Source organism: Micromonospora matsumotoense, from assembly GCF_050951065.1.
Lineage (GTDB): Bacteria > Actinomycetota > Actinomycetes > Mycobacteriales > Micromonosporaceae > Micromonospora > Micromonospora matsumotoensis.
In genome coordinates, this window is the sequence record NZ_CP192025.1 from 5645301 (window position 1) to 5667502 (window position 22202).

General features: G+C 71.5%; 21 protein-coding genes and 1 other RNA gene. 11 read left to right on the plus strand and 11 right to left on the minus strand.

The window, feature by feature from the left end:
- The first annotated feature begins 66 nt into the window (after nt 1-66).
- The 3 genes from ACQP1S_RS23835 to ACQP1S_RS23845 all read left to right on the plus strand — a co-directional run bounded on the left by ACQP1S_RS23835 (nt 67) and on the right by ACQP1S_RS23845 (nt 3768).
- The gene (locus tag ACQP1S_RS23835) at nt 67-1827 is read left to right on the plus strand and encodes an NAD+ synthase (protein WP_432899332.1); all 1761 of its coding nucleotides are present in this window, start codon (nt 67-69) and stop codon (nt 1825-1827) included.
- Nucleotides 1828-2132: 305 nt separating this feature from the next.
- A complete protein-coding gene (gene panB / locus ACQP1S_RS23840; RefSeq protein WP_432899335.1) occupies nt 2133-2978 on the plus strand; it encodes a 3-methyl-2-oxobutanoate hydroxymethyltransferase in 846 nt (281 codons plus the stop codon).
- A 286-nt stretch (nt 2979-3264) separates the two neighbouring features.
- On the plus strand, nt 3265-3768 hold the full coding sequence (locus ACQP1S_RS23845; protein WP_432899337.1) for a hypothetical protein: 504 nt from the start codon (nt 3265-3267) through the stop codon (nt 3766-3768).
- A gap of 285 nt (nt 3769-4053) precedes the next feature.
- On the opposite strand, the gene npdG is transcribed toward ACQP1S_RS23845, so the two are convergent.
- Nucleotides 4054-4752 carry an NADPH-dependent F420 reductase gene (npdG, locus tag ACQP1S_RS23850; protein WP_432899340.1) on the minus strand — a complete coding sequence of 233 codons (699 nt, stop codon included), beginning with the start codon at nt 4750-4752 and terminating at the stop codon, nt 4054-4056.
- A 135-nt stretch (nt 4753-4887) separates the two neighbouring features.
- On the minus strand, nt 4888-6318 hold the full coding sequence (locus ACQP1S_RS23855) for an RNB domain-containing ribonuclease (protein WP_432899343.1): 1431 nt from the start codon (nt 6316-6318) through the stop codon (nt 4888-4890).
- 73 nt (nt 6319-6391) lie between these two features.
- Here ACQP1S_RS23855 and ACQP1S_RS23860 point away from each other — a divergent pair, with 73 nt between their 5' ends.
- The 3 genes from ACQP1S_RS23860 to ACQP1S_RS23870 all read left to right on the plus strand — a co-directional run bounded on the left by ACQP1S_RS23860 (nt 6392) and on the right by ACQP1S_RS23870 (nt 8912).
- Complete coding sequence (locus tag ACQP1S_RS23860; protein ID WP_432899346.1) at nt 6392-7852, plus strand: hypothetical protein; 1461 nt, start codon at nt 6392-6394, stop codon at nt 7850-7852.
- 203 nt (nt 7853-8055) lie between these two features.
- Nucleotides 8056-8427 carry a hypothetical protein gene (locus ACQP1S_RS23865; RefSeq protein WP_432899349.1) on the plus strand — a complete coding sequence of 124 codons (372 nt, stop codon included), beginning with the start codon at nt 8056-8058 and terminating at the stop codon, nt 8425-8427.
- Nucleotides 8424-8912, plus strand: a complete 489-nt coding sequence (locus ACQP1S_RS23870) for a roadblock/LC7 domain-containing protein (RefSeq protein WP_432899351.1) — start codon at nt 8424-8426, stop codon at nt 8910-8912. Before ACQP1S_RS23865 ends, ACQP1S_RS23870 begins: the two co-directional genes overlap by 4 nt.
- A gap of 67 nt (nt 8913-8979) precedes the next feature.
- Here ACQP1S_RS23870 and ACQP1S_RS23875 read toward each other — a convergent pair whose 3' ends face one another.
- The gene (locus ACQP1S_RS23875; RefSeq protein WP_432899354.1) at nt 8980-9546 is read right to left on the minus strand and encodes a hypothetical protein; all 567 of its coding nucleotides are present in this window, start codon (nt 9544-9546) and stop codon (nt 8980-8982) included.
- 38 nt (nt 9547-9584) lie between these two features.
- Entirely contained in the window at nt 9585-10772 is a 1188-nt protein-coding gene (locus ACQP1S_RS23880; protein ID WP_432899357.1) for an L-histidine N(alpha)-methyltransferase, read from the minus strand.
- A gap of 529 nt (nt 10773-11301) precedes the next feature.
- Between ACQP1S_RS23880 and ACQP1S_RS23885 the strand changes: the two genes are divergently transcribed.
- A complete protein-coding gene (locus ACQP1S_RS23885; RefSeq protein WP_432899360.1) occupies nt 11302-12588 on the plus strand; it encodes a hypothetical protein in 1287 nt (428 codons plus the stop codon).
- Between the two features lie 558 nt (nt 12589-13146).
- Nucleotides 13147-13620 (plus strand): hypothetical protein, encoded by a 474-nt coding sequence (locus ACQP1S_RS23890; protein WP_432899362.1) that lies wholly within the window; start codon nt 13147-13149, stop codon nt 13618-13620.
- A gap of 187 nt (nt 13621-13807) precedes the next feature.
- Here ACQP1S_RS23890 and ACQP1S_RS23895 read toward each other — a convergent pair whose 3' ends face one another.
- Nucleotides 13808-14167: a tyrosine-type recombinase/integrase gene (locus ACQP1S_RS23895; RefSeq protein ID WP_432899365.1), complete on the minus strand. Its 360-nt coding sequence runs from the start codon at nt 14165-14167 to the stop codon at nt 13808-13810.
- Nucleotides 14168-14310: 143 nt separating this feature from the next.
- Nucleotides 14311-14544: a hypothetical protein gene (locus tag ACQP1S_RS23900; protein ID WP_432899368.1), complete on the minus strand. Its 234-nt coding sequence runs from the start codon at nt 14542-14544 to the stop codon at nt 14311-14313.
- A gap of 356 nt (nt 14545-14900) precedes the next feature.
- Between ACQP1S_RS23900 and ACQP1S_RS23905 the strand changes: the two genes are divergently transcribed.
- Complete coding sequence (locus ACQP1S_RS23905; RefSeq protein ID WP_432899371.1) at nt 14901-15275, plus strand: hypothetical protein; 375 nt, start codon at nt 14901-14903, stop codon at nt 15273-15275.
- A gap of 184 nt (nt 15276-15459) precedes the next feature.
- Here ACQP1S_RS23905 and rnpB read toward each other — a convergent pair.
- An RNA gene (gene rnpB, locus ACQP1S_RS23910) (RNase P RNA component class A) lies at nt 15460-15878 on the minus strand.
- Between the two features lie 141 nt (nt 15879-16019).
- On the opposite strand from rnpB, the gene ACQP1S_RS23915 reads away from it, so the two are divergent.
- A complete protein-coding gene (locus ACQP1S_RS23915) occupies nt 16020-16781 on the plus strand; it encodes a sulfite exporter TauE/SafE family protein (protein WP_432899374.1) in 762 nt (253 codons plus the stop codon).
- 16 nt (nt 16782-16797) lie between these two features.
- On the opposite strand, the gene ACQP1S_RS23920 is transcribed toward ACQP1S_RS23915, so the two are convergent.
- Nucleotides 16798-18030, minus strand: coding sequence for an MFS transporter (locus tag ACQP1S_RS23920; protein WP_432899377.1), 1233 nt, complete (start codon nt 18028-18030; stop codon nt 16798-16800).
- Nucleotides 18031-18100: 70 nt separating this feature from the next.
- On the opposite strand from ACQP1S_RS23920, the gene ACQP1S_RS23925 reads away from it, so the two are divergent.
- Nucleotides 18101-18580: a MarR family winged helix-turn-helix transcriptional regulator gene (locus tag ACQP1S_RS23925; RefSeq protein WP_432899380.1), complete on the plus strand. Its 480-nt coding sequence runs from the start codon at nt 18101-18103 to the stop codon at nt 18578-18580.
- Between the two features lie 249 nt (nt 18581-18829).
- On the opposite strand, the gene mctP is transcribed toward ACQP1S_RS23925, so the two are convergent.
- The 3 genes from mctP to ACQP1S_RS23940 form a co-directional block, all read right to left on the minus strand.
- Complete coding sequence (mctP, locus tag ACQP1S_RS23930; protein ID WP_432899383.1) at nt 18830-20485, minus strand: monocarboxylate uptake permease MctP; 1656 nt, start codon at nt 20483-20485, stop codon at nt 18830-18832.
- Nucleotides 20486-20543: 58 nt separating this feature from the next.
- Nucleotides 20544-20789 carry a DUF3311 domain-containing protein gene (locus ACQP1S_RS23935; protein WP_357776916.1) on the minus strand — a complete coding sequence of 82 codons (246 nt, stop codon included), beginning with the start codon at nt 20787-20789 and terminating at the stop codon, nt 20544-20546.
- A 198-nt stretch (nt 20790-20987) separates the two neighbouring features.
- Nucleotides 20988-22199: a bifunctional RNase H/acid phosphatase gene (locus ACQP1S_RS23940; RefSeq protein ID WP_432899386.1), complete on the minus strand. Its 1212-nt coding sequence runs from the start codon at nt 22197-22199 to the stop codon at nt 20988-20990.
- Nucleotides 22200-22202: the final 3 nt, after the last annotated feature.

The window sequence follows — 22202 nt, forward strand, 5'->3', positions numbered from 1 at the left end:
AAAGGGTGGCCGGCGTCTCGTCGGAGCCGCCGGATTGACCGACTGCCGCTGGGGCAAGATGAGGACATGCCCACCCTGCGTCTGGCCCTGTGCCAGGTCAACCCGACCGTCGGCGACACCGTCGGCAACGCCGAGCTGATCCGGGCCTGGACCCGTCGGGCCGCCGACGCCGGCGCCCAGCTCGTCGCCTTCCCGGAGATGACGCTCACCGGCTACCCGGTCGAGGACCTGGTCTTCCGCCGTTCCTTCGTCGCCGCCTCACAGGCTGCGGTGCGGCAGCTCGCCGCCGACCTGGCCGCCGACGGCCTCGGTGACCTGCCGGTCGTGGTCGGCTACCTGGACGCCGACGGCCCGCCCCAGGTCAGCGGGGACGCCCAGCCGGGCCGGGGGGCCCGCAACGCCGCCGCGCTGCTGCACCGGGGCGAGGTGGCGGCCCGCTACTTCAAGCACCACCTGCCCAACTACGGCGTCTTCGACGAGGACCGCTACTTCGTGCCCGGGGACACCCTGACCGTGGTGCGCATCGGCGGGGTGGACGTGGCGCTGACCATCTGCGAGGACCTGTGGCAGGCCGGCGGCCCGTTCGCGGTCGCCCGGCAGGCCGGCGTCGGCCTGGTGGTCAACATCAACGGCTCGCCGTACGAGCTGAACAAGGACGACGTCCGGCTGCCGCTGGTGGGCCGCCGGGCCGCCGAGGCCGGTGCCCCGATCGCGTACGTCAACATGGTCGGCGGCCAGGACGAGCTGGTCTTCGAGGGCGACTCGATGATCGTCACCCCCGACGGGGACCTGCTCACCCGGGCACCGCAGTTCGTCGAGCACCTGCTCGTACACGACGTGGAGCTGGCCGGGGCGGGCCCGCACGCCGCCGACACCGAGGACCTCGCCGACGGGATGCGGGTGGTACGTCGTACCGTCGAGGTGGTCCCGCCGGCCCCGACCGGGCCGACGGCCCACGGTGGCCTGCTGGCGCCGGTCGCCGACGAGGCCGAGGTGTGGCAGGCGCTGGTGCTGGGCCTGCGCGACTACGTCAACAAGAACCGCTTCCCCTCGGTGGTGCTGGGCCTGTCCGGCGGGATCGACTCGGCGGTGGTGGCCGCGCTGGCCGTCGACGCGCTCGGGCCCCGGCGGGTGGTCGGCGTCTCGCTGCCCAGCCAGCACTCCTCGGAGCACTCCCGGGCCGACGCGGAGGACCTGGCCAAGCGGACCGGTCTGGACTACCGGGTCGAGCCGATCCAGCCGATGGTGGACACCTTCCTGGCGAACCTCTCGCTGTCCGGGGTGGCGGTGGAGAACCTCCAGGCCCGGGTGCGCGGGGTGATCCTGATGGCACTGTCCAACCAGGAGGGGCACCTGGTCCTCACCACCGGCAACAAGAGCGAGCTGGCGGTCGGCTACTCGACCCTGTACGGCGACTCGGTCGGCGGTTTCAACCCGGTCAAGGACGTCTGGAAGACGCTGATCTGGCGGTTGGCGAAGTGGCGCAACGCCGACGCGGCCCGCCGGGGCGAGACCCCGCCGATCCCCGAGAACTCCATCGGCAAGCCCCCGTCGGCCGAGCTGAGCCCCGGCCAGCTCGACAGCGACAGCCTGCCCGACTACGACGTGCTGGACCCGATCCTGATCGGCTACGTCGACGGCGACCTGGGCCGGGCCGGTCTGGTGGAGTCCGGCCACGACCCGGCGGTGGTCGACCGGGTGCTGCGGCTGGTGGACACCGCCGAGTACAAGCGCCGGCAGTCCGCGCCCGGCACGAAGATCTCGATGAAGGCGTTCGGCCGGGACCGCCGCCTGCCGATCACCAACCGGTGGCGCGAGGACGGCTGACCACCCGGCCCGTCGGAGCGTCGCCCGGTCGCCGGCTGACCACCCGACCCGTCCGGGCGTCGCCCGGTCGGCCGCCGGTCGGCCGCCGGCCGGTCGGGTGTCGGCCGGTCGGCCGCCGGCCGGTCGGGTGTCGGCCGGTCGGGTGTCGGCCGGTCGGGTGTCGGCCGGTCGGGTGTCGGCCGGTCGGGTGTCGGCCCGACGGAGTGAAATCCTGCACTGTCGCCTGCCGTCGACGGGTCGTGTAATGCGACGATCGCGACGGAGCCCGGGGACCGCGACAGCGGCCTCGAGGAAAGGAGACAGCCATGGTGGAGTCCACCCCGACCGAGGTGACCGCCCTGTACGGCGGGCCGGCCACCCGCCGGGTCCGTACCCGTGACCTGATCGCCGCCAAGGAGCGCGGCGACCGGTGGGCGATGCTCACCTCGTACGACCAGTACACCGCCGCGATCTTCGACCAGGCGGGGATCCCGGTGCTGCTGGTCGGCGACTCGGCGGCGAACAACGTGTTCGGTTACGAGACCACCCTGCCGGTGACCGTCGACGAATTGTTGCCGTTGGTCCGCGCCGTGGTCCGGGCGACCCGGCACACGCTGGTCGTCGGTGACCTGCCGTTCGGCTCGTACGAGGAGGGGCCGACGCAGGCGCTGCGCACGGCGGTGCGGTTCATGAAGGAGGGCGGCTGCCACGCGGTGAAGCTGGAGGGTGGCCGGCGCTGCGCCGACCAGATCGCGGCGATCACCGGGGCGGGCATCCCGGTGATGGCGCACATCGGGTTCACCCCGCAGAGCGAGCACACCCTGGGCGGCTACCGGGTGCAGGGGCGCGGCGACACCGCCGACGAGGTGCTCGCCGACGCGCGGGCGGTGGCCGGGGCGGGCGCGTTCGCGGTGGTGCTGGAGATGGTGCCGGGCGAGGTCGCCAAGCGGGTCACCGCCGAACTGACCATCCCCACCGTCGGCATCGGCGCCGGCCCGGACACCGACGCCCAGGTGCTGGTCTGGCAGGACATGGCCGGGCTGCGCACCGGAAAGGCGCCCCGGTTCGTCAAGCGTTACGCCGACCTGGCCGGGGCGCTGACCGGGGCGACCCGCCAGTTCGCCGACGAGGTACGCGGCGGGGAGTTCCCCGCCGCCGAGCACACGTTCTGAGACCGGGGTGGGGCGGTGGGCGATGCCCGCCGTCCCACCTTCCCGGAACGCGCCGCTGCCCGGCCCGCCGGGTAGCCGCTGCTGCCGTCCCCTCCGTCCGGCCCCGCACGGCGGCATATCCGTCCGGCCCGCACGGCGGCCCGGTCTGCCGGTCCCGGCCGCTGTCGGCCGGCCTGCCGGGCGACCCTCCCGGCGCGGCCGCCCGGCGGCGATGCCCCGCCCCGGGGAAACGGGTCATCGTGGATCGTCGAAAGCCGCTAGGGTTCCGCTCGTGGATCATGCTCGCTTGCCAACTGTCGTCCTGACCTGTGTCTCCGTGCTGGCCCTCGCGGCGTGCAGCAAAGCGGAGCCGGTGCCGACGGCCGCGCCGCCGACCTCCGCCAGCGCTGCGCCGTCCGCCTCCGCGGCGGACTCCCCGGCCACCACCGGCCCCGCCACCACCGGCCCGGCCGCGGCCGCCGACCCGGCGGCCGACAAGAAGCTCTGCACGGCGGCGAAGAAGATCGCCACGACGACGAAGACCGACGTCATGAAGGCCGCGATGTCGGGTGGTGACCCGAACCCGGCGATCAAGAAGGCCTACACCGAGATGGCGACGGGACTGGCCAAGGCCACCGCCGACAGCCCCGCCAGCGAGGCGGTCACCGCGCTGGGCGCGTTCGGTGCCGCCGCCGGCAGGGTGGCGACCGCCCCGGACATGGATGCCGCGGCCAGTGGCCCCGAGTTCCAGAAGACCAGCGCGATGGCGAACGCCGCCTGCAAGAAGGCCGGCGTCGACATCAACTTCTGACCCGTACCTTCCGCGGGGCCAGGTCGACAAGGAGTCACCCGCCCCACCGGCCTCCCGCAGGCACCCGCCACGACCACACCCGTCTTCCGCCGAGATCTTGGAAGATCCCGGCCCCTCCGGGGGCGGTTTTCTTCCAAGATCTCGGCGAGAGGCGTCAGCCAGCGGGGCGGGGTGACGGTCAGCGGGGCGGGTGACGGTCAGCGGGGCGGGTGACGGTCAGCGGGGCGGGTGACGGTCAGCGGCAGTCAGACCAGCCGGGGGCGACCCGCTCCCACATCCGCCCGGTCAGAGGTCGGTGACCCGGATGCCGGCGTGCGCCTTGTAGCGCTTGTTGATGGCGATCAGGTTGGCGGTGAACGCCTCGATCTGGTGGGCGTTGCGCAGCCGCCCGGCATAGATGCCGCGCATGCCGGGAATCCGGGCGGCCAGCGCGCCGACGATGTCGACCAGTTCCCGCTCCTCGGTGCAGATCAGCACGTCGAGGTCGATCCGGTCGATCTCCGGGTCGGCCAGCAGCGGCGCGCTGACGTGGTGGAACGCCGCGCAGACCCGGGAGTCGGGCAGCAGGGCCGCCGCCTGCTGCGCGGCGCTGCCCTCGGCGACCGGCAGGGCGTACGGGCCCTGCTTGTCGAAGCCGAGCGGATTGACGCAGTCGACGACGATCTTGCCAGCCAGTGGCCCGGCCAGTGCGGCGACGGTGGCCGCGTGCCCGTCCCACGGCACCGCGATCACCACCACGTCACTGCGACGGGCCACCTCGTCGTTGCCGGCGCCGGTCACGTCGACCCCCGCCGGCATCCGGGGCGACGCGGCGACCTCCGCCGCCGCCTCGGCGGCCCGCTCGGCGGAACGGGACCCGATCAGCACCTGCTGGCCGGCCCGGGCGAACCGGTAGGCCAGCCCCCGCCCCTGGTCACCGGTGCCGCCGATGATGCCGACGGTCAGCCCGGACACGTCGGGGAGGGTGCTCGCGTCGTATGCCATGCCGCCATCCTCGCAAACCGCCCGCGCACGGCACGGTCACACCCGCCGCGCACGGCACTCACACCGCCCGCGCACGGCACTCACGCTGGCCGCGCACGGCACGGTCACACCGCCCGCCGAGCGTGGGGGCGGGATTCAGGCGCGCTCGAAGAGGATCTTGCGGCCGACCGGGTCGGCGGTGACCAGGCGTACGGTGACCCGCTCGCCCAGGGGCAGCTCCCCGGTGCAGCGGGCCCGCACCGGCGGATCGTCCAACGCCACCGTCCCGCCCGGGACCCGACCGGGCTTCGACTGACTGTTCGGGGGCGCATCCACGTCCAGCACCGCCGCGGAGAACGTCTCCCCCACCCGGTGCTCCAGCAGCACCGCCTCGGCCAGCTCGATCGCACCCCGGGTGGCGGTGCCGGCCGTCCGGTCGGTCGAGGCCATCACCTCCGGCAGCCGGGGCAGCGCGGTGCGGGCCCACTCCGGCACCTCACGGCCCTCGTGCAGGGCCAGGCAGACCTCCGTGGCGTACCGGTCGGCCAGCCGACGTAGCGGGGCGGTGACATGGGCGTACGCGGCGGCGACCCCGCCGTGCTCCGGTTGTTCGGGCAGCTCGCCGTCGAACGCCGTGTACGCCGCACCGCGCATCAGCTCCGCCGCCTGGTCGACGAAGGCGGCGGCCCGGGGCTGCGAGGCGTCCAACCCGGCCAGCACCTCCCCCACCCGTACCCCGTCCGGCCAGTGCACGCCCAGCGGGGCTGCCGCCGCGCGCAGCCGGGCCACCGCCTCCGGCTTCGGTGCCGGCATGGTGCGCAGCAGCCCGATCCGACCGGCGAGCATGATGTCCGCCGCCGCCATCCCGGTGAGCAGGGAGATCTGGGCGTTGTGGTCCTCCATCGGGCCGGGGCCGCGCAGCACCAGCCGCCACCCGTCCCCGTCGGGCTCGACGTCCTGCTCGGGCAACGGCAGGTTGACCGCGCCCCGGCGCAGGCCACGGGCGGTGAGCAGGGTGCCGATCTCGGGCAGCAGGGCGATCGGTTCGGGGAGCCGACCGGCGTCCGCGGCCACCTGCACGCCCGAATAGTCCAGTTTGGCGCGGCTGCGGACCAGGGCACGTTCCAGCCCGACGGCGACGGTGGCCCCGTCGGTGTCGAGGTCGATGGTCCAGAGCACCGCCGCCCGGTCGACGTCGGGCAGCAGGCTGGCCGCCCCCTCGCTGAGGGTGTGCGGGTGCAACGGCACGTTGCCGTCGGGCAGGTAGACGGTCTGCCCGCGCCGCCAGGTCTCCTCCTCCAACGGCCCGCCGGGGCGCACGTGGGCGGCGACGTCGGCGATGGCGTACCGCACCCGGTAGCCGCCGGGGCGGACGCTGAGGTGCATCGCCTGGTCCAGGTCGCGGGAGGCGGCCGGGTCGACCGTGACGAACGGGATGTCGGTACGGTCGGCCACGGCGGGCGGCGGGGCGTCGGCCGCCTCGTCCGCCTCGCGCTGCGCTGCGGCCGGGAAGCTGTCGGGCAGTCCCAGCTCGCGGCGCAGCGCGCCGAAGTCGATGCGGGGCGCGAGCACACGTCGGATGACCACGGGTCAATCCTGGCAGCGTGCCGCGCGATCCGCTCTCCGGCAGGCGGGCGGCGGTCTGTCGTACGGTCAGCCGGTGGCCTTCCGGGCGCGGGAGCGGACGCTGGCCGGCGCGGTGGCGCGCGCCGCCGTACGGCCGGGGGCCTTGCGGGCGGTGACCTTCTTGGCGGGCGTCTTCGTGGCGGTCGCCTTCGCCGCCGCCGTGCGGGTGGCCGTCGCGCTCGCCTTCCGGGCCGGGGCCTTCTTCGCGGTCGACTTCGACGCGGGTGCCGTCTTCGCGGTCGACTTCCTGGCCGGCGACTTCTTGGCTGCAGCGGCCTTCTTGGCGGGCATCGTCGTCTTCGCCGCCGTGCTCTTGCGGGCCGCCGTGCTCTTCGCAGCCGTCGTCGTCTTCGCGGCCGTCGTCCTACGGGCGGCCGTGGTCTTCGCGGGCGTGGTCTGCTTCGCGGCCGTCGTCCTACGGGCGGCCGTGGTCTTCGCGGGCGTGGTCTGCTTCGCGGCCGTGGTCTTCGTGGCGGCTGTCTTCTTCGCGGGCGTGGTCTTCTTCGCCGCGGTGGTCTTCCTGGCGGCGGTCCGGGCGGTCGCGGTGGTCTTCTTCGCCGCTGCCGCAGTCGTCCGCTTCGCCGCGGTGGTCTTCTTCGCCGCCGTGGTCCGGGCGGTCGCCGTGGTCTTCTTCGCTGCCCCGACGGTCTTCCGGGCGGCGGCGATGGTCTTGCTGGCGGCCTTCTTGGCCGGGGCCTTCCGCGCGGTCGACTTCGACGCGGTGCTCCTGGCCGCCGGGGCCTTCTTTGCCGTCGACTTCGATGCGGGAGCCGTCTTTGCGGTGCTCCTGGCGGCCGGGGTCTTCTTCGCCGTACCGGTCATGCCGGCCGCCGTCTTCCTGGCCGTGGCCGTGCCGGCAGCCGGGGTCCGGCCCGAGCCGGCGCCCGCCGCGTTCGCCGTCGCCCGGCCGGCCGACGTCTTGCGGGCCGCAGCCGTGGTGGTGGTGGAGCGGCGGGCCGCAGTGCTCCGGGTCGCGCCTGCGGTCCGCGCCGCCGCGGCGGTCTTCGTCGCGGCCGGGCGGGTGGTGGCCTTTGTTGCTTCGGCCATCTCGGTTCCCTCCTTGGGGACATGCTCCCGCGTGCCTCCTCACGGAGGCACGGAGTCCTCGACGCGGGCCGTCCCGCGCCGTTCAGTTGCCCTCCCCGGCCCAGCGGGCATCTTCGGCCTCCCACGCCTCGTTACGCTCCTGCACCTTCTGCAGGGCGTTCTCCGCGTCGGCAGCCGAGGGATACGGTCCGAGAACGTGCTTGGCAGGGCACACGTCGGCATCGGTCTCGACCCGGTGGTGTCGGGTGCACCAGTAGTAGTGCCCACCACTTCCGCTGTCGTTCATGAGATCACTGTGCACCGGGCGCAGCCCGACCGCCACCGGATCGCCACAATTGGTGGCGACCACCTCCACAGTAGAGGTGCGCGGACGGCCCGGAGGCAGAACCGCAGAATCGCCGTCCACGCCATCCGGACGGGTATCCGCTATCAGCTCTCCCCGGTATGAACCATCCGTCGGCGCGGCCCTCTTGACGGGGCTGCCGGACGGCGCGGATGGGCCGGACAGCCCGATGCGTCGGCCCCGGATGCGCCCGGGTCGAGGGTGTGCAAGCCTCGTCTGAACCCTCGCGGTGCCCCATCGCCCGCCATCCGGACGGGACCACCGGGTGCGGCAGCGGCACCACCCTGCCAACCTGGGAGAAGACAACAGTGGCAAGCCTTGACGTCGCCCTGAAGAACGCGATGGGCATCGACGGAGCGATCGGGGCGGCGCTCGTCGACTACAACAGCGGGATGACCCTCGGCGTGGCCGGTGGCACCGGTGAAATCGACCTGACCGTGGCCGCCGCCGGCAACACCGACGTCGTCCGCGCCAAGATGCGTACCCTCGAAATGCTCGACATCGACGATGAGATCGAGGACATTCTCATCACCCTCGGCAGTCAGTACCACCTGATCCGGCCGCTGAGCAGCCGTACCGGCAAGGGGTTGTTCCTCTATCTGATGGTGAGCAAGAGTCGGGCCAACCTGGCGATGGCCCGCCACCAGTTGCGCACCATCGAGGAGCACCTGGAACTGTGAGCGCGGCAGACAGCACGGCAACCACACTCCCCCGCCGCTCGGCCGGCAGGGCCGGCGCACCGGCGGCCCGGTCATACCCGCCGTCGCTGGCCGGCGACCCGTCGCTGCCCTATCCGGCGATCGGCCGCGAGCTGGCCGCGCTGCGACACGAGATCCCCGGTGTGCACGGGTGCGTGCTGGGCGGCGTCGACGGCCTGCTCATCACCCACAACCTGCAGACCGACGTCGACCCCGACGACCTGGCCGCGCTCGCCGCGACCACCTTCGGCCTGGGCCGGCAGGTCGGCCTGCGGCTGGGGCAGGGCGACTTCCGACAATCCACGGTACGCAACGACGGCGGTTACCTGAGCGTCTACGCGGTCAGCCAGCAGGCCCTGCTCGCCGTCGTAGGCGAGGACAGCATCAACGTCGCCCGGCTGCACCTGCACGCCCCGGCGGTGGCCGGACGGCTCGCCGCGTTGCTGGCCGACGGCGAGGCCGACTGACCGGGCCGGTGCGCGCCCGGCGGCGGGGCCGACCGACGGGTCAGGTGCGCGTCCGACTGTCGGTGGGTCAGCTGGCGAGGGTGGCGAGCAGGTCGTCGAGCAGGTCCTCGATCACCACGAGTGGCCCGTCCGGGGCGTGCAGACCGTGGCGCAGGTCGCGCAGGGTCTCTGCGGAGCCGTCGGTGAACGCCAGGATCTCGGCCAGGCTGAGCTGCTGGTTGAAGGTGCGGACCTCGTCGCGCCACCCGTGCAGCCGGTCCACCAGCGCCCGGTCGCCCCGCTGCGACAACACGTCGGACGTGAGCGCCGCGTCCACCGCCGAGATGTGCAGCCGGGGGAAGACGGTCCAGGTGAGCGCCGGTCGGCCCGCGTCGGTGAACGGCGGCCGGTGCAGGAGTGTGCGGTTACTTTCCAGCTCCCGGGTGATCGCGCCCAGGGTCTGCTGACGCCGCTCCACCGCGCCCGCCCGGCGCTCCAGCACCAGGCCGGTGAGGCCGGCCACCAGGCCGAGGCCCTGCACCGCCGGCTCGAAGCGGGAGTCACCCTCGGAGGTGAGGAACCAGACCACGCTGAGCACACCGGACAGCCCCAGGCTCGCCGAGGTGACCGCCGTGACGAGCAGCCGCGGTTTCACCCACGTACGCGTGGCCGGCGTCCGTCGGGCCGGGCCACTCACGCGGGCGCGGACTCTCGCGGACGTCGGGTCCGGAACACCTGCTGGGCGACGGAGGTCGGCCCGTCAGGGCGATCCCCGCGGGACAGCAGCATCAGGCTCATCCCGAACCGGTGCGCCTGACGACGCGACGAGAAGGCGGCGTACGCCTCGTTCTCGATGTTCAGGCCGGCGCTGGCCAGGAAGGTGTGCAGCGCGGGCCGGGCGTACTTGCGGGTGATGAGCAGCCGGATGGTGTCGCCGGCGGCGAACGTCACCTCGGTGCGGTCCGGCACCGTCATGACGACGTCCTGCCCGCTCTGGTTCTGATAGATCACCTTGACCAGCAGTGACCGTTCCTGCTCCACCGAGCCGAGAAAGACGACGCTGTTCATGTCGATCGACAGGTCGGTGCTCTGGTGCAGGGCGCTGGTGACGAACTCGCGGAACGCCTTGCTGCGTTCGTATTCCTGGGCGGCGGCCCGCGCCGCGTTCTCGCTGAGGTCCGGGGTGGTGGCGACCTCCAGCATCAGCCTGTCCTGCGGGTGCAGCAGCCGTTCCGACAGCATGGCGAGCAGGTCGAAATCGTAGTCGAAATTCGCCATCGTGTTTCCCAGCAGGGAGAACAGCACCGGCTCGTCGCCGATCAGCCGCTGCCGCAGGCCGTCGAGTTCCTTCACGTTCTGCTCGTCGTTGAAGTCGAGTTGCACCGGCAGCACCTGGCTGCGGAAACCGCGCATGAAGGGGAGCGTGCGGACCGGCTCCATGCACACCCGGAGCATCTCGCCGCTCATGTCGACCGGCACATAGAACATGCCGTTGTAGCGCGGTTGCAGGTCACCCAGAACGGCGCGGTCCTTCTCGCCGGTGCCGGGGCCGAGGCTGACGTAGTGGTAGCGCTCGTCGGTCAACTGGCCGAAGATGTTGCGCCAGCCACGGTTGAACGAGGCCAGGCCCTCCTTCATCACCGGGTAGTACGGATCCTGGCAGGCGTGCCGCCAGGCGATCGTCGGCTCGATTCCCCAGTAGGAATAGCCGGAGAGGATCTCCTTGCCGTTGCCGTCGGCGGAGTATGGGCGTTTCAGGTCGCCGGTCAACTCGGCCAACTTGTCCGACTGGTCCTCACCGATGATGCAGAGCGACCACGCGAACTCGGTTTCCTCGATGATTTTCTCGAGCCGCCGCAGGAGCTGAAGATGCTCGACCATGGCCCCCCCGGGGTGACGACCCGACACTGCCGTCGTGCCAACCTATCAGAGCGATCGAGCGTCATGGCTGCGTCGACACAGCCCTCCACCCGACCCGGTTTCCCGCCGGTCGCGACCACGCCGACGGTGTGGCCGGCACGGCCGAGGGTGCCCGACCGGCCGGAGCGTCCGCCTCGCGGCCAGGCGCTCACCACCATCGGGTACGCCGACCTGCCCGGCTGCCCGGTGCGACCGCAGGCGGGAGGTGGCGGCCCCGAAAAATGCCGCCACCCAGTTACGAGACGACCTCAACCGGGTTAATCTCGACCTTGCGAACGCTCTACCCGCCGTCCGGCCGGGCATCCCCGAACCGGCTTTTCCGGAATAACCACCACTGCCGGGAAATAGCCATAACAAACGGGCCAAGAGCACGAGAACGCGTTAACATTTGACCCAAGAATGTTACTGGCCCGACATGCAGCCCTGATCAAGTCAGCGGATGACAGCTTCCATTTCGCAGAAGATGCCGCAGCGCGCCCACCATGGCCTCTTGCTGACGTCCGCACTGATCGCGCTGACCGTTCCCCTGGCCGCGCACCCCGCCCAGGCAGCGCCTGCGGCGTCCGCAGTGACCAGCATGCCGCAGTGCGCTTGGTCGTCGAAATACGGGGCGACGAGTATGAACGCCTACTGGCCGGATACCGCCGCCACCTACTGGTCGACGGTCTACCCGGTCACCCCGGGCCTGGAAATCACCATTTCCGGGGTTTTCCCGGACGCCCGATACGCGTCTTTCAACGTGTACGACGACAAGCCCACCCACTTCACCCGTAACGGCGTGACGTCCAATCTGCCCGACTACCTGATAACCCCGGACGAAGGCAGCTTCAATCCGTGGCGCTCTCCCGCCCGGCCGGGTGGCCGGTTCACTCTCACACTCACCCACGACGTGGCCGTCGGCCAGGCCAACCGGCTGCCACTGGCCCGGGAGGACGCCCTGACGGGCGCGAAGGCGTCGGTGATCTTCCGGGTCTACCTGCCCGCCGGCGGTGAGTCGACAGTGGTCCTGCCCACCGTGACCCTCACCCGGGACGGGGTTTCGCAGACCCTGCCCCTCTGCACCTCCGGGGTTGCCGCCCCCACCCCGGCGGCGGCAGTGCCGGCAGCGCAGGACCCGGGGCCCTCCACCACGGGCGGGTCCGAGGTCCCCGTGCTCCCGGGCGTCCCCGGTCTCCCCGGCGAGACGGGCCAGAAGGTCTTCACCCGCACGTCCGAGGTGGACAACCTCGCGCCGAACGCGGACAACACCTATCTCGGCACCTGGGTCACCCCGCCGGCGGCGGACCAGGTCGTGGTGATCCGAGGCCGCGCACCCCGGGCGGTCACCGGCGTCCACCCGGCCTTCTGGCCCCGCCCCCTCGCCGACATGCGCTACTGGTCGATGTGCACCAACCTCGGCGGCCAGCTCAAACCCGTCGTGATCAACCGGTTTCCCGACGCGCCGTCGAGCTACGGATGCCGCTACGACGACAACACCCGCCTCGACCGTTTCGGCTACTACACCTACGTCCTCGGCAAGGAGCAGCAACGGACGGCGATCGAAGCCGTCGACAACGCCACCTTCCTGCCCTTCTCCGCTTCCTACCCGGCGGCCCAGCACATGATCCTGCTCCGGAACCTGCTGCCGGACGCCGATTTCGCCCACGCCACCAAGAACGTGCCGGTGGACAGCCCGGCGGAGACCGCCGCGACCGTCATGGGGCCGTACTACCCGCTGCTGAAGGTCTGCTCCCTGACCGGTCTCGCGGCCGACGGGCCACGCAGGTGCACCACCTGACCTGAGCGCTGGACGGTGTGGCGTGGGCCGGCGCGGCCCACGCCGTACCACTGCGGGTGCCCCTTCCGGCCCCGGCCGGCGACATCGAGGCCGCCCCTCTGGGGGGCGTTTCTCGTGCGTCCGTCGAGGTGCAGCAGCAGACCCGTCGAGTGCCCGAGGTACGTACGAGGCGAGGGTCTTGATGCTCTTCCCCGCGTCGAGCAGCGTAGAAGTAGCGAAGCGCGTGCATCCCGGTCGCCCGGGTCGGAACGATGCCGGCCGCCGCCACCGCTGGACGCCAACTCTTGCCGTCGAAGGTCGCCCGCTTGATCGCACCCCGTCGGGTAGTGGTAAAGATCAGCGGCACCGTCACGCGCTCGTCGCTGAACGGGTCTTCCCACGGCAGGGTGATCAAGGTATCGCGCTCCGCGCGGTGCGGGCGGCAAGCCCGGCCGGCGGCAAGCCGCCCCGGACGCCTCCGGCACCGGGGCGGTGAGCCACCGACAGCCGCCGGGACACCGCCCCAGGAGGCTCGGTATCGGATTGCCAGGTGACCAGGAAGCCTGAACCATCCACCGGGTGGACATCGTCGCTCAGTGGGTCCGCGTCTCCTGGACCAAGCAGTCACGCGGAGGCCACCACGCCGCCCGCCGCAACGCCCTGCCCACGGCGTTCACACTGCCGCAGCACCATGCGCCCCTCACCCACGAAATCACGATGCACGAGCACGACGGCTTCCCACCAGCCATCTCCCTACACGACGGCACACCATCCTGCGACGCCGTCCAACTCCGCCACACCGAGGACCAGGTCCGCGTCGCGCTGATCCCGACAGCTTGGGGCATGCCCCGCCGACACCGCCGCCCGCCAGCCGTACGCCTCCCCCAAGGCCAATGGCTGCGCTGGCAGATCAACTACCGCTTCACCCACCACTGCACCGGGAACTGGCTCTACCGCTCGGACACGCTGAACATCGCCCACGGCCCCGTACCCATCGACGTCTTCCTGACCGAACCACACCAGAGCATCGACGAACGGGCCTACCTACGCTGACCGCAGCCGACGCACGGCGGCACGAAAGCCGACGGGGTCGCTCAAAATGGCCAGCTCAGAGCCATGATCGCGGCTCTGAGCTGGTGGGCGACGGACGAGTCGACCTGTACGCCGGATTCCGAAGCTGATTCGTGCTCTGACCAGGCGTTTTGTTCGGCTGAAGCCCGCTCAGGGCGTCGCCAGGGCGTCAGGGCTTCTCGGGCGGGTTGAACAGATCGTCGATCGCGTTTCGGGTGCGTTCCTCGCTGGCCGGCATCAGGTGCGTGTAGACCCGGAGGGTGAAGCCGGCGTCGGCGTGGCCGAGGTACGAGGCGAGGGCCTTGATGCTCTCCCCCGCGTCGAGCAGCGACGAGGCGTAGAAGTGGCGTAGCGCGTGCATCCCGGTGGCTCTGGTCGGCGTGATGCCGGCCGCCACGACAGCCGGTCGCCAACTCTTATTGTCGAAGGTGCGCCGGTTGATCGCACCCCGCCGGGTGGTAGTGAACAGCAGCGGCACCGTTACCCGCTCGTCATCGGCCGGGTTCTCCCACGGCAGGGTGAGCGACACCGGGGCGAAGTCGTCAAGGCACCGCGCTCCGCGCGGTGCGGGGCGGCAAGCCCGGCCGGCGGCAAGCCGCCCCGGACGCCTACGGCACCGGGGCGGTAAGCCGCCGACAGCCGCCGGGACACCGCCCCGACACGGGACGCAGATCAGTCCAGGGCGAGTTCGTCCGGGTAGCGCTCACGAAGCGCAGCGACGGCACGGCGCAGGCAGTAGTCAAGACTGTTGCCGTCGCACCTGATCGCCGCCGCGCCGAGCCGCTGGCCCGAGATCACCACCGTCCAGGGTTTGTGCTCCCGCTCCCCGTCAATCTTGACGATGCCGACCAGGCCCAGTTCCCCCAGGCGTTCCAGCAACTCCGGCACCCGCTCATCCCACCCCATCCCGGGATTGGACCACGAAGACCGGTACGGAAGCCGTCGCCCCGGCCACCGTCGAGGTCGGGGCTTCCGGCTGCCGCGCCAGTCCAACCCCGGGACTGGCTTGCCACCGAGTCACCGGGTCACGCCAGCAGCTCCACAGCCAGGACGTGCCGGACATCCGCGACAACCGGCGGCACAGCACCGAGCCCACACGCCACCGAAAGACCCTCAAGACGAAGGAATCGCCGCGCTCCACTCCGCGCATGACGGCGCCTGAGTCGTTTCGCGAGCATGCCACGGCACCCTGTCCCCAACGCCCGCCCACGGATTGCATGGTCCAATGATGGCGCAGACATCGGGACAGGGAGACAGCCGTCGTGACCGAGCTGACGCGGCATGAGGTGGGCAGCCGCGAGCGTGCACAGCCGCCGCCGCCCGCGATCGTGTTCGAGGCACTCACCCACCCCGACCGGAACCCCACCCGCCCCTGGCTCCTGCTGCTCGACGACGAGCAGCCGCCCCGGGTGCTGGAGGCCGCGTACCCGGATCTGGTCGTCTGGTCGTCACTCTGGCCCCGCCGGCCGGACGTCCAGGTGCGGTTCGAGCTGGCCTCCGATGGCCGGTCCGGCAGCATGGTGCGCTGGCGGCTGCTGGTCACCGAGCCACTGCCCGACGCCTCGCTCCTCGGCCACCTGCGCAAGCGGCTCAACCAACTCATCAACGCCGACCTGCGATATACCTTCGGTCAGTAGCTGGCGCGACGAGGCAGGGCTCAGGCCAGACCGAGTCCCGCTGAGCCCTCGCTCAGGGCGTCTCCAGGGCGTCAGGGCGTCGTCAGGGCGTCAAACGCCGACCAAAGTTGACCAACAACGGCCATAGACGCCCGGACATAGAACCAGCTCAGAGCCATGATCACGGCTCTGAGCTGGTGGGCGACGGACGAGTCGACCTGTACGCCGGATTCTGTGCGCGGCGCGTACCCCTCGCGGGGCCCGCACCGGCGGCGGCCATCCATCTCGGCCTACCGTCGCCGGCAGGCTCCTGCGGCCTACCCGCAGACATCGGGCGGGCAGCCCTCAAGCGTCTGCGCCGGGTCGTCAGCTTGCGGTGACGGCCCTTGCTTGGCCTTGCTCCGGGTGGGGTTTACCTAGCCACCCCGGTCACCCGGGGTGCTGGTGGGCTCTTACCCCACCGTTTCACCCTTACCGTCCCCGAGTGGGGTCGGCGGTCTGTTTTCTGTGGCACTGTCCCGCGGGTCGCCCCGGGTTGCCGTTAACAACCACCCTGCCCTGTGGAGTCCGGACGTTCCTCGGCGGCGGGCCGCAGCCCGCCGACGCGACCGCCCGGTCGACTCGTCCGTCGCGCTCTCATCCTAACGACGCAGCGGCCAACCCCGATTCCACCCCACCCCGGTCCGCACCGCGCAGGAGGTGAAGATGGTAGACAGTTGATCCGGTGGAGGGCCTCTGATCAGGGCGTACTAGCCTCTGGGCACCATGGACCTCTCCGACGCCATACTACTGCTCGTCGCCGGTCTCGCTGCGGGCACGGTGAACGCGGCAGCCGGCGGTGGTTCCCTGATCACCTTTCCGGCGATGATCGCGGTGGGCCTGCCGCCCGTCGCGGCCAACGTCAGCAACTCGGTGTCGGTCTTCCCCGGCTACGTGGCGAGTGTGGCGGGCAGCCGGATGGACCTGCCGCCCCGGCGGACGCTGTGGCCGTTGCTGCCGACGGCGGTGCTCGGCACGGGTGTCGGTTGCGTGCTGCTGCTGGCCACCCCGGCGCGGGCGTTCGACCTGGTGGTGCCGTTCCTGGTGCTCGGGGCCACCGCGGTGCTGGCCTTCCAGGGGCCGCTGCGCCGGCTGGTCGGTCACCCGGCCGAGTTGGGCCCGCGCCGCCGTACCCTCACGGTGCAGGCGATGGTCGCGGTCGGCACGGTGTACGGCGGCTACTTCGGCGCGGCGCTCGGGGTGATGCTGGTCGCCGGCCTGGCCCTGGTGCTGGACGCGACGCTGGCCCGGGTGTCGGCGGTGAAGAACCTGCTCTCCGCGGTGGTGGGGTTCACCACCCTGGTGGTGTTCGCCCTGTTCGGGCCGGTCAACTGGGCGGCGGTCGCGGTGGTCGCGCCGGCCAGCATGCTCGGTGGGTACGTGGGCGCCCGGGTGACCCGCCGGTTGCCGCCGGCGTTGCTCCGGACGCTGATCGTCTGCTTCGGCACGGCGATCGGCCTCTACCTGCTCTGGCGGGCGCTGGGCTGAACAGCCACGGGACGGCTCAGTACGCCTCGCCGACCGGTCCCTCGGGGGCGTGCTCGGCCTGTCGGGCGGCCTGGTTCCCGCGGGACCAGCGCAGCCGTTCGCCGTAGCCGGCGGCCATCAGGTGGGCGAAGGCCAGGTAGACGAGCAGGCCGACGGCGAGCACCCCGAAGCCGACCCAGAACGGCAGCGCCAGGCTGTGTTCGGCGAGCTTGCCGGACAGGATCGGGGCGGGCGCGGCGGCCCCCCAGCGCACCAGGTTGAACGCGCCGGTGGCGACCCGGCGGTCGGCGGAGCCGAGGCCGAGGGCCAGGTCGGTGAGGTTGGCGTTGGCCAGGCCCATGCACAGGCCGGCGAGGACCAGCACCACCAGCGACTCGGCGGTGCTGGTCGAGGTGGCGAAGAGGGCCATGCAGGCCAGCAGCCCGACGAGGGCCACCCCGACGGTCTGCACCGCGCCGATCCGGTGGGCCAGCCGGTGGCCGATCAGCAGGATGCCGGCGGCCAGGCCGAGGCCCCAGCCGGTGAAGGCGAGGCCGAGGGGGATGACGTCGAGACCGAGGAAGAGCGGCGTGTAGCCGAGCACCACGAAGAAGACGAAGTTGTACGCGGCGGTGACCACGCAGAGGATGAGGAACGCCGGCCGGCGGTAGGTGGCGAAGATCTGCCCCAGCCGTACGGGCGGCTGCCGGTGGGTCGGCTCACGGAGCCTGCGGGCGGCCACCAGCAGGGCGAACACCATGAACATGCCGCAGACGAAGAACGGCAGTCGCCAACTGACCTCGCCGAGCAGGCCGCCGATCAGCGGGCCGACGGCGAATCCGAGGCCGAGCGCGGTTTCGAAGAGGCCGACCACCCACTCCCGGTCGTTGGCGAGGTTGACCAGCACCACCATGGCGGTGGCGAAGAACATCGCGTTGCCCAGCCCCCAGACGCCGCGCAGCACCGACAGTTGCACGATGTCGTTGCTGAACGAGGCGGCGATGGCGGCCAGCCCGACCACCGAGACGCCGGTGACGAGCACCGGCTTGAAGCCGAACCGCCCGCTGGCCAGCGTCGCCGGGATCATCCCGACCGCCATCACCGCGATGTACGCGGTGAAGAGCAACTCGACCTGCCAGGCGGTGACCCCGATCGCGGTGCCGATGGCGGGCAGGATGGGGTCCACCACGGCGATGCCGGCGATGGCGAGGAAGGCCACCAGCGTGGTGGCGTAGATGGCACTGCGGTGGGGCTCGGTATGCCGGTCCACTCCGCTCTCCTGTCCGGCCGAAGTCGCAGATAGCTGTATCGTACAGATAAATCTGTTGTATCATACAGTTATGAGTGACGACCACGCGACGGGAGCAGCTCCGGGCGACAGCAGCCTCGGCCGGATCGAGACCGAGGTGGCCCTGTTGATGCGGCTGGGCGAGGCCACCCGCCGGGCCACCGGCAGCGCCGAGCACCGGGTCCTCGACCGGGCGGCGTACGTGATCCTGCGGCACCTGGACGCCACCGGCCCGCAGAACGTCTCGGCGCTGGCCGCCCGGCTCAACCTGGACGGCTCCACGGTCACCCGCCAGGTGTCGGCGCTGCAACGCGACGGCCTGATCGCCCGCGCCCCCGACCCCGCCGACGGCCGGGGCACGGTGATCTCCCCCACCCCCGCCGGCCTGCACCGGATGGCCGCCGTCCAGGCCGCCCGGACCCGGCTCTACGGCGACATCCTCGCCGACTGGACCCCCACCGACCGGGACACCCTGGCCACCCTGCTGAGCCGCCTCAACCAGGCCCTCGACTCCCGCACCCGCCACCGCTAACCCCCACCCACCCCCACCCCTCCCCCCGTCCGGCCCCGTTGATCAAGAGGTTTACGTCACCCCCACACCGAAAGTTGACCCAAACCTCTTGATCACCGACCCCACCGGGCCGGAAGTCGGCCCGACGGCCGAGTCGGTCGCGTGATCAAGAGGTTTGGGTCAGTTCTCGGCGGGATGTTGACGTAAAGCTCTTGATCAACCGGGGCCGGAGGGGGGTGGCAGGAGGGGCGGGAGGGCAGGGGTTAGGGGTTAGGCGACTGGTTCGCGGGCCGAGTCGGCGTCCCGGTCGGGGCCGGGAGTGACGCGGGGGTCGCCCTCGTCGGCGAAGTAGTCGTCGGGGGTGGTGCCGTCCACTCCCTCGGCCACCTTCGCCGCCCGCAGCGCCAGCGTGACCAGCGCCGCCACCACCAGGTTCACCAGGACGGCGACGATGCCGACGTAGATCGTCTTCTTGGTGTCGAAGCCGAACTCGGACAGCGGGAACGCCGACCCGCCGAAGTGCGCGCGCTTGGAGGCCGGGTTGGGGATCTGGTAGAGCATCCACATGCCCAGCCCCATGCCCGCCACCCAGCCGGCGATCAGCGCGCCCCGGTGGAACCAGCGGGTGTAGAGGCCCAGCGCCACCGCCGGCAGCGTCTGCAGGATGATCACGCCGCCGATCAGCTGGAGGTCGATGGAGAACTGCGGGTCGAGGAAGACGATGCAGGCCACCGCGCCGACCTTCACCACCAGCGAGGTGATCTTCGAGACGTTCGCCTCCTGGGCCGGGCTGGCGTCCCGCCTGAGGTACTCCTTGTAGATGTTGCGGGTGAACAGGTTCGCCGCCGCGATCGACATGATGGCCGCCGGCACCAGCGCGCCGATGCCGATCGCCGCGTACGCCACCCCGGCGAACCAGTCCGGGAACTGCTGGTCGAACAGCACCGGCACCACCGTGTTGCTGTCGACGGTGCCCTCCTTCGCCCCGGGCAGCGGCTTCACCCCGGCCGCGATGGCCATGAAGCCGAGCAGCGCGATCAACCCGAGCAGCAGGCTGTACGCCGGCAGCGCCGACATGTTCCGCTTGATCACGTCCCGGTTCCGGCTGGCCAGCACACCGGTGATGCTGTGCGGGTAGAGGAACAGCGCCAGTGCCGAACCGAACGCCAGGGTGACGTACTGGAGCTGGTTGTTGGCGTTGAGCAGGATGCCGTCGTTCGGGTTCGGTGAGGCGGCGAACTTCGCATCCGCGGCGTCGAAGATCGACCCCCAACCCCCCAGCTTGTACGGCAGATAGATCACCGCCACCAGGATGACGATGTAGATCAGGGTGTCCTTGACGAACGCGATCAGCGCCGGGGCGCGCAACCCGGACTGGTAGGTGTAGGCGGCCAGGATCGCGAAGGCGATGATGATCGGCAGGTGCCGCGCCACCGCGCTGTCCCCGGTGACCCCCATCGTCTTGAGTACCGCCTCGATGCCGACCAGCTGCAACGCGATGTAGGGCATGGTCGCGACGATGCCGGTGATGGCGATCAGCAGGGCCAGCACCGGCGAGTCGAACCGGCGGCGCACGAAGTCGGCCGGGGTGACGAAGCCGTGCCGGTGCGACACCGACCAGAGCCGGCAGAGCACCAGGAACACCAGCGGATAGATGACGATCGTGTACGGCACGGCGAAGAACCCGGCCGCGCCCGCCCCGAACATCAACGCCGGCACCGCCACGAACGTGTACGCCGTGTAGAGGTCACCGCCGACCAGGAACCAGGTGATCCAGCCGCCGAAACTGCGCCCGCCCAGCCCCCACTCGTCGAGGTGGGCCATGTCCTTCGGCGCCCGCCACCGGGCCGCCACGAAACCCATCCCGCTGACCAGCAGAAAGAGTGCCGAGAAGACGATGATCTCGGTCAGATGATCGCGCCACATCAGTGCTCCCCCTTCGTTCGCGACTGCGGGGCTCGCAGAACCGGCTCACTCCTCGCGCTCACCGGCGCTCCCCCCGCTTCTTGGTCATCTGGTAGACCAGCGTGGTGGTGGCCACCCCGAGCAGGATCCAGACCAGTTGCAGCCAGTAGAAGCGCGGAAAGCCGAACAGCCGGGGCGAGTCCGCATTGAAGAACACCGGGATCAGCGGTACCACGATCGGGATGAAGAGCAACCAGTTCCAGGGGCTGTGGTCCTTCGCCCTGGACGACGCCGTACGCGGCGTCTCCGGTTCGGCAGCGGTCATCTGACCCACCTCCGGTAGTCGTTCCGGCCAGTAACGGCCGGACGCTACGACCCGGTGAACCCGATCACGTTCAATCGGCGCGCGACGATGCGCCTAACGGCTGCCAGTCTGCGCCGAACGGCGCGACGCACCGCCCGACACATCGACAGACGACGTACCGGCCCGGGACATCCCGGGCCGGTCGACGGAGACCCGGGATCAGCGGGCCGGAAGGTGGGCGGTGTCGTTGACCGAGCGGACGGCCACCCCGCCGTCGGGCCACATGTCGAGCACCGAGATGCCGGCCGCGTCCAGATAGAGCCGGTGCAGGAAGGCGTCGCCGGCCGCGAGGGCGACGCGCAACGCCAGCTTGATCGGGGAGACGTGCGAGACGACCACCACGGTCTCCCCGGGGTACGCCTCCCGCAGCGCCACCATCGCCCGGTCGACCCGCTGCCCGACCTCGGTGAACGACTCACCGCCCGGCGGGGCGATCCGGGTGGAGGCGAGCCAGGCGTCCAGTTCGCCGGGCCAACGGTCGCGTACCTCGGCGAAGGTGTGGCCGTCCCAGTCGCCGAAGTCGCACTCGATCCAGTCGTCCTGCGGGCGTACCGGCAGATCGCCGAGCGCCCCGGCGATCGCCTCGGCGGTGGCCGTACACCGGGACAGCGGGGAGCTGAGCACGGCCGCGACGGACGGGGCCAGCGCGGCCACCCGGGTGGCGGTGGCCCGGGCCTGGGCCTGGCCGGACTCGGACAGCGGCACGTCGGCGCGGCCCGCGTAGCGGTGCTGCACGGTCCACTCGGTCTCACCGTGCCGGACCAGGATCAGCCGGGTGGCGGTGAAGGTCGGCCTCGGCTCCCAGGACGCCTTGGCGGTCGCCGGGTCGGAGCCGGCGGTCCGGGTGGCGGCACGGGCGGCCACCTCGCGGGCCTGGGCCCGGGCCGGTGAGTCGGCCGCCGCCACCGGCCGGGACGGCGCGACGTCGACCGATGCGGCCACCGGCCGGGGCGGCTTGCCGGCGGCGGCGTCCATCGCCGCGTTCGCCAGGGCGTCGGCGTGCCGGTTGCGCTCCCGGGGGATCCAACTGAACCGGACGGTGTCGAAGCGGTCGACCAGCGCGGCGGCCCGCGCGGCGAGCGGACGCAGCCCGGGGTGTTTGATCTGCCACCGGCCGCACATCTGCTCGACCACCAGCTTCGAGTCCATCCGGGCGTCGACCTCGACCGCGCCCAGCTCGGCGGCGGCCTCCAAGCCGGCGATCAGCCCCCGGTACTCGGCGACGTTGTTGGTGGCCGTCCCGATCGCCTCGGCACGTTCCAGCAGCACCTCACCGGAGGCCGGGTCCCGGACCACGGCACCGTAACCGGCCGGCCCGGGGTTGCCCCGCGACCCGCCGTCGGCCTCGATGACGACCGCGCGCACCGCCACCGG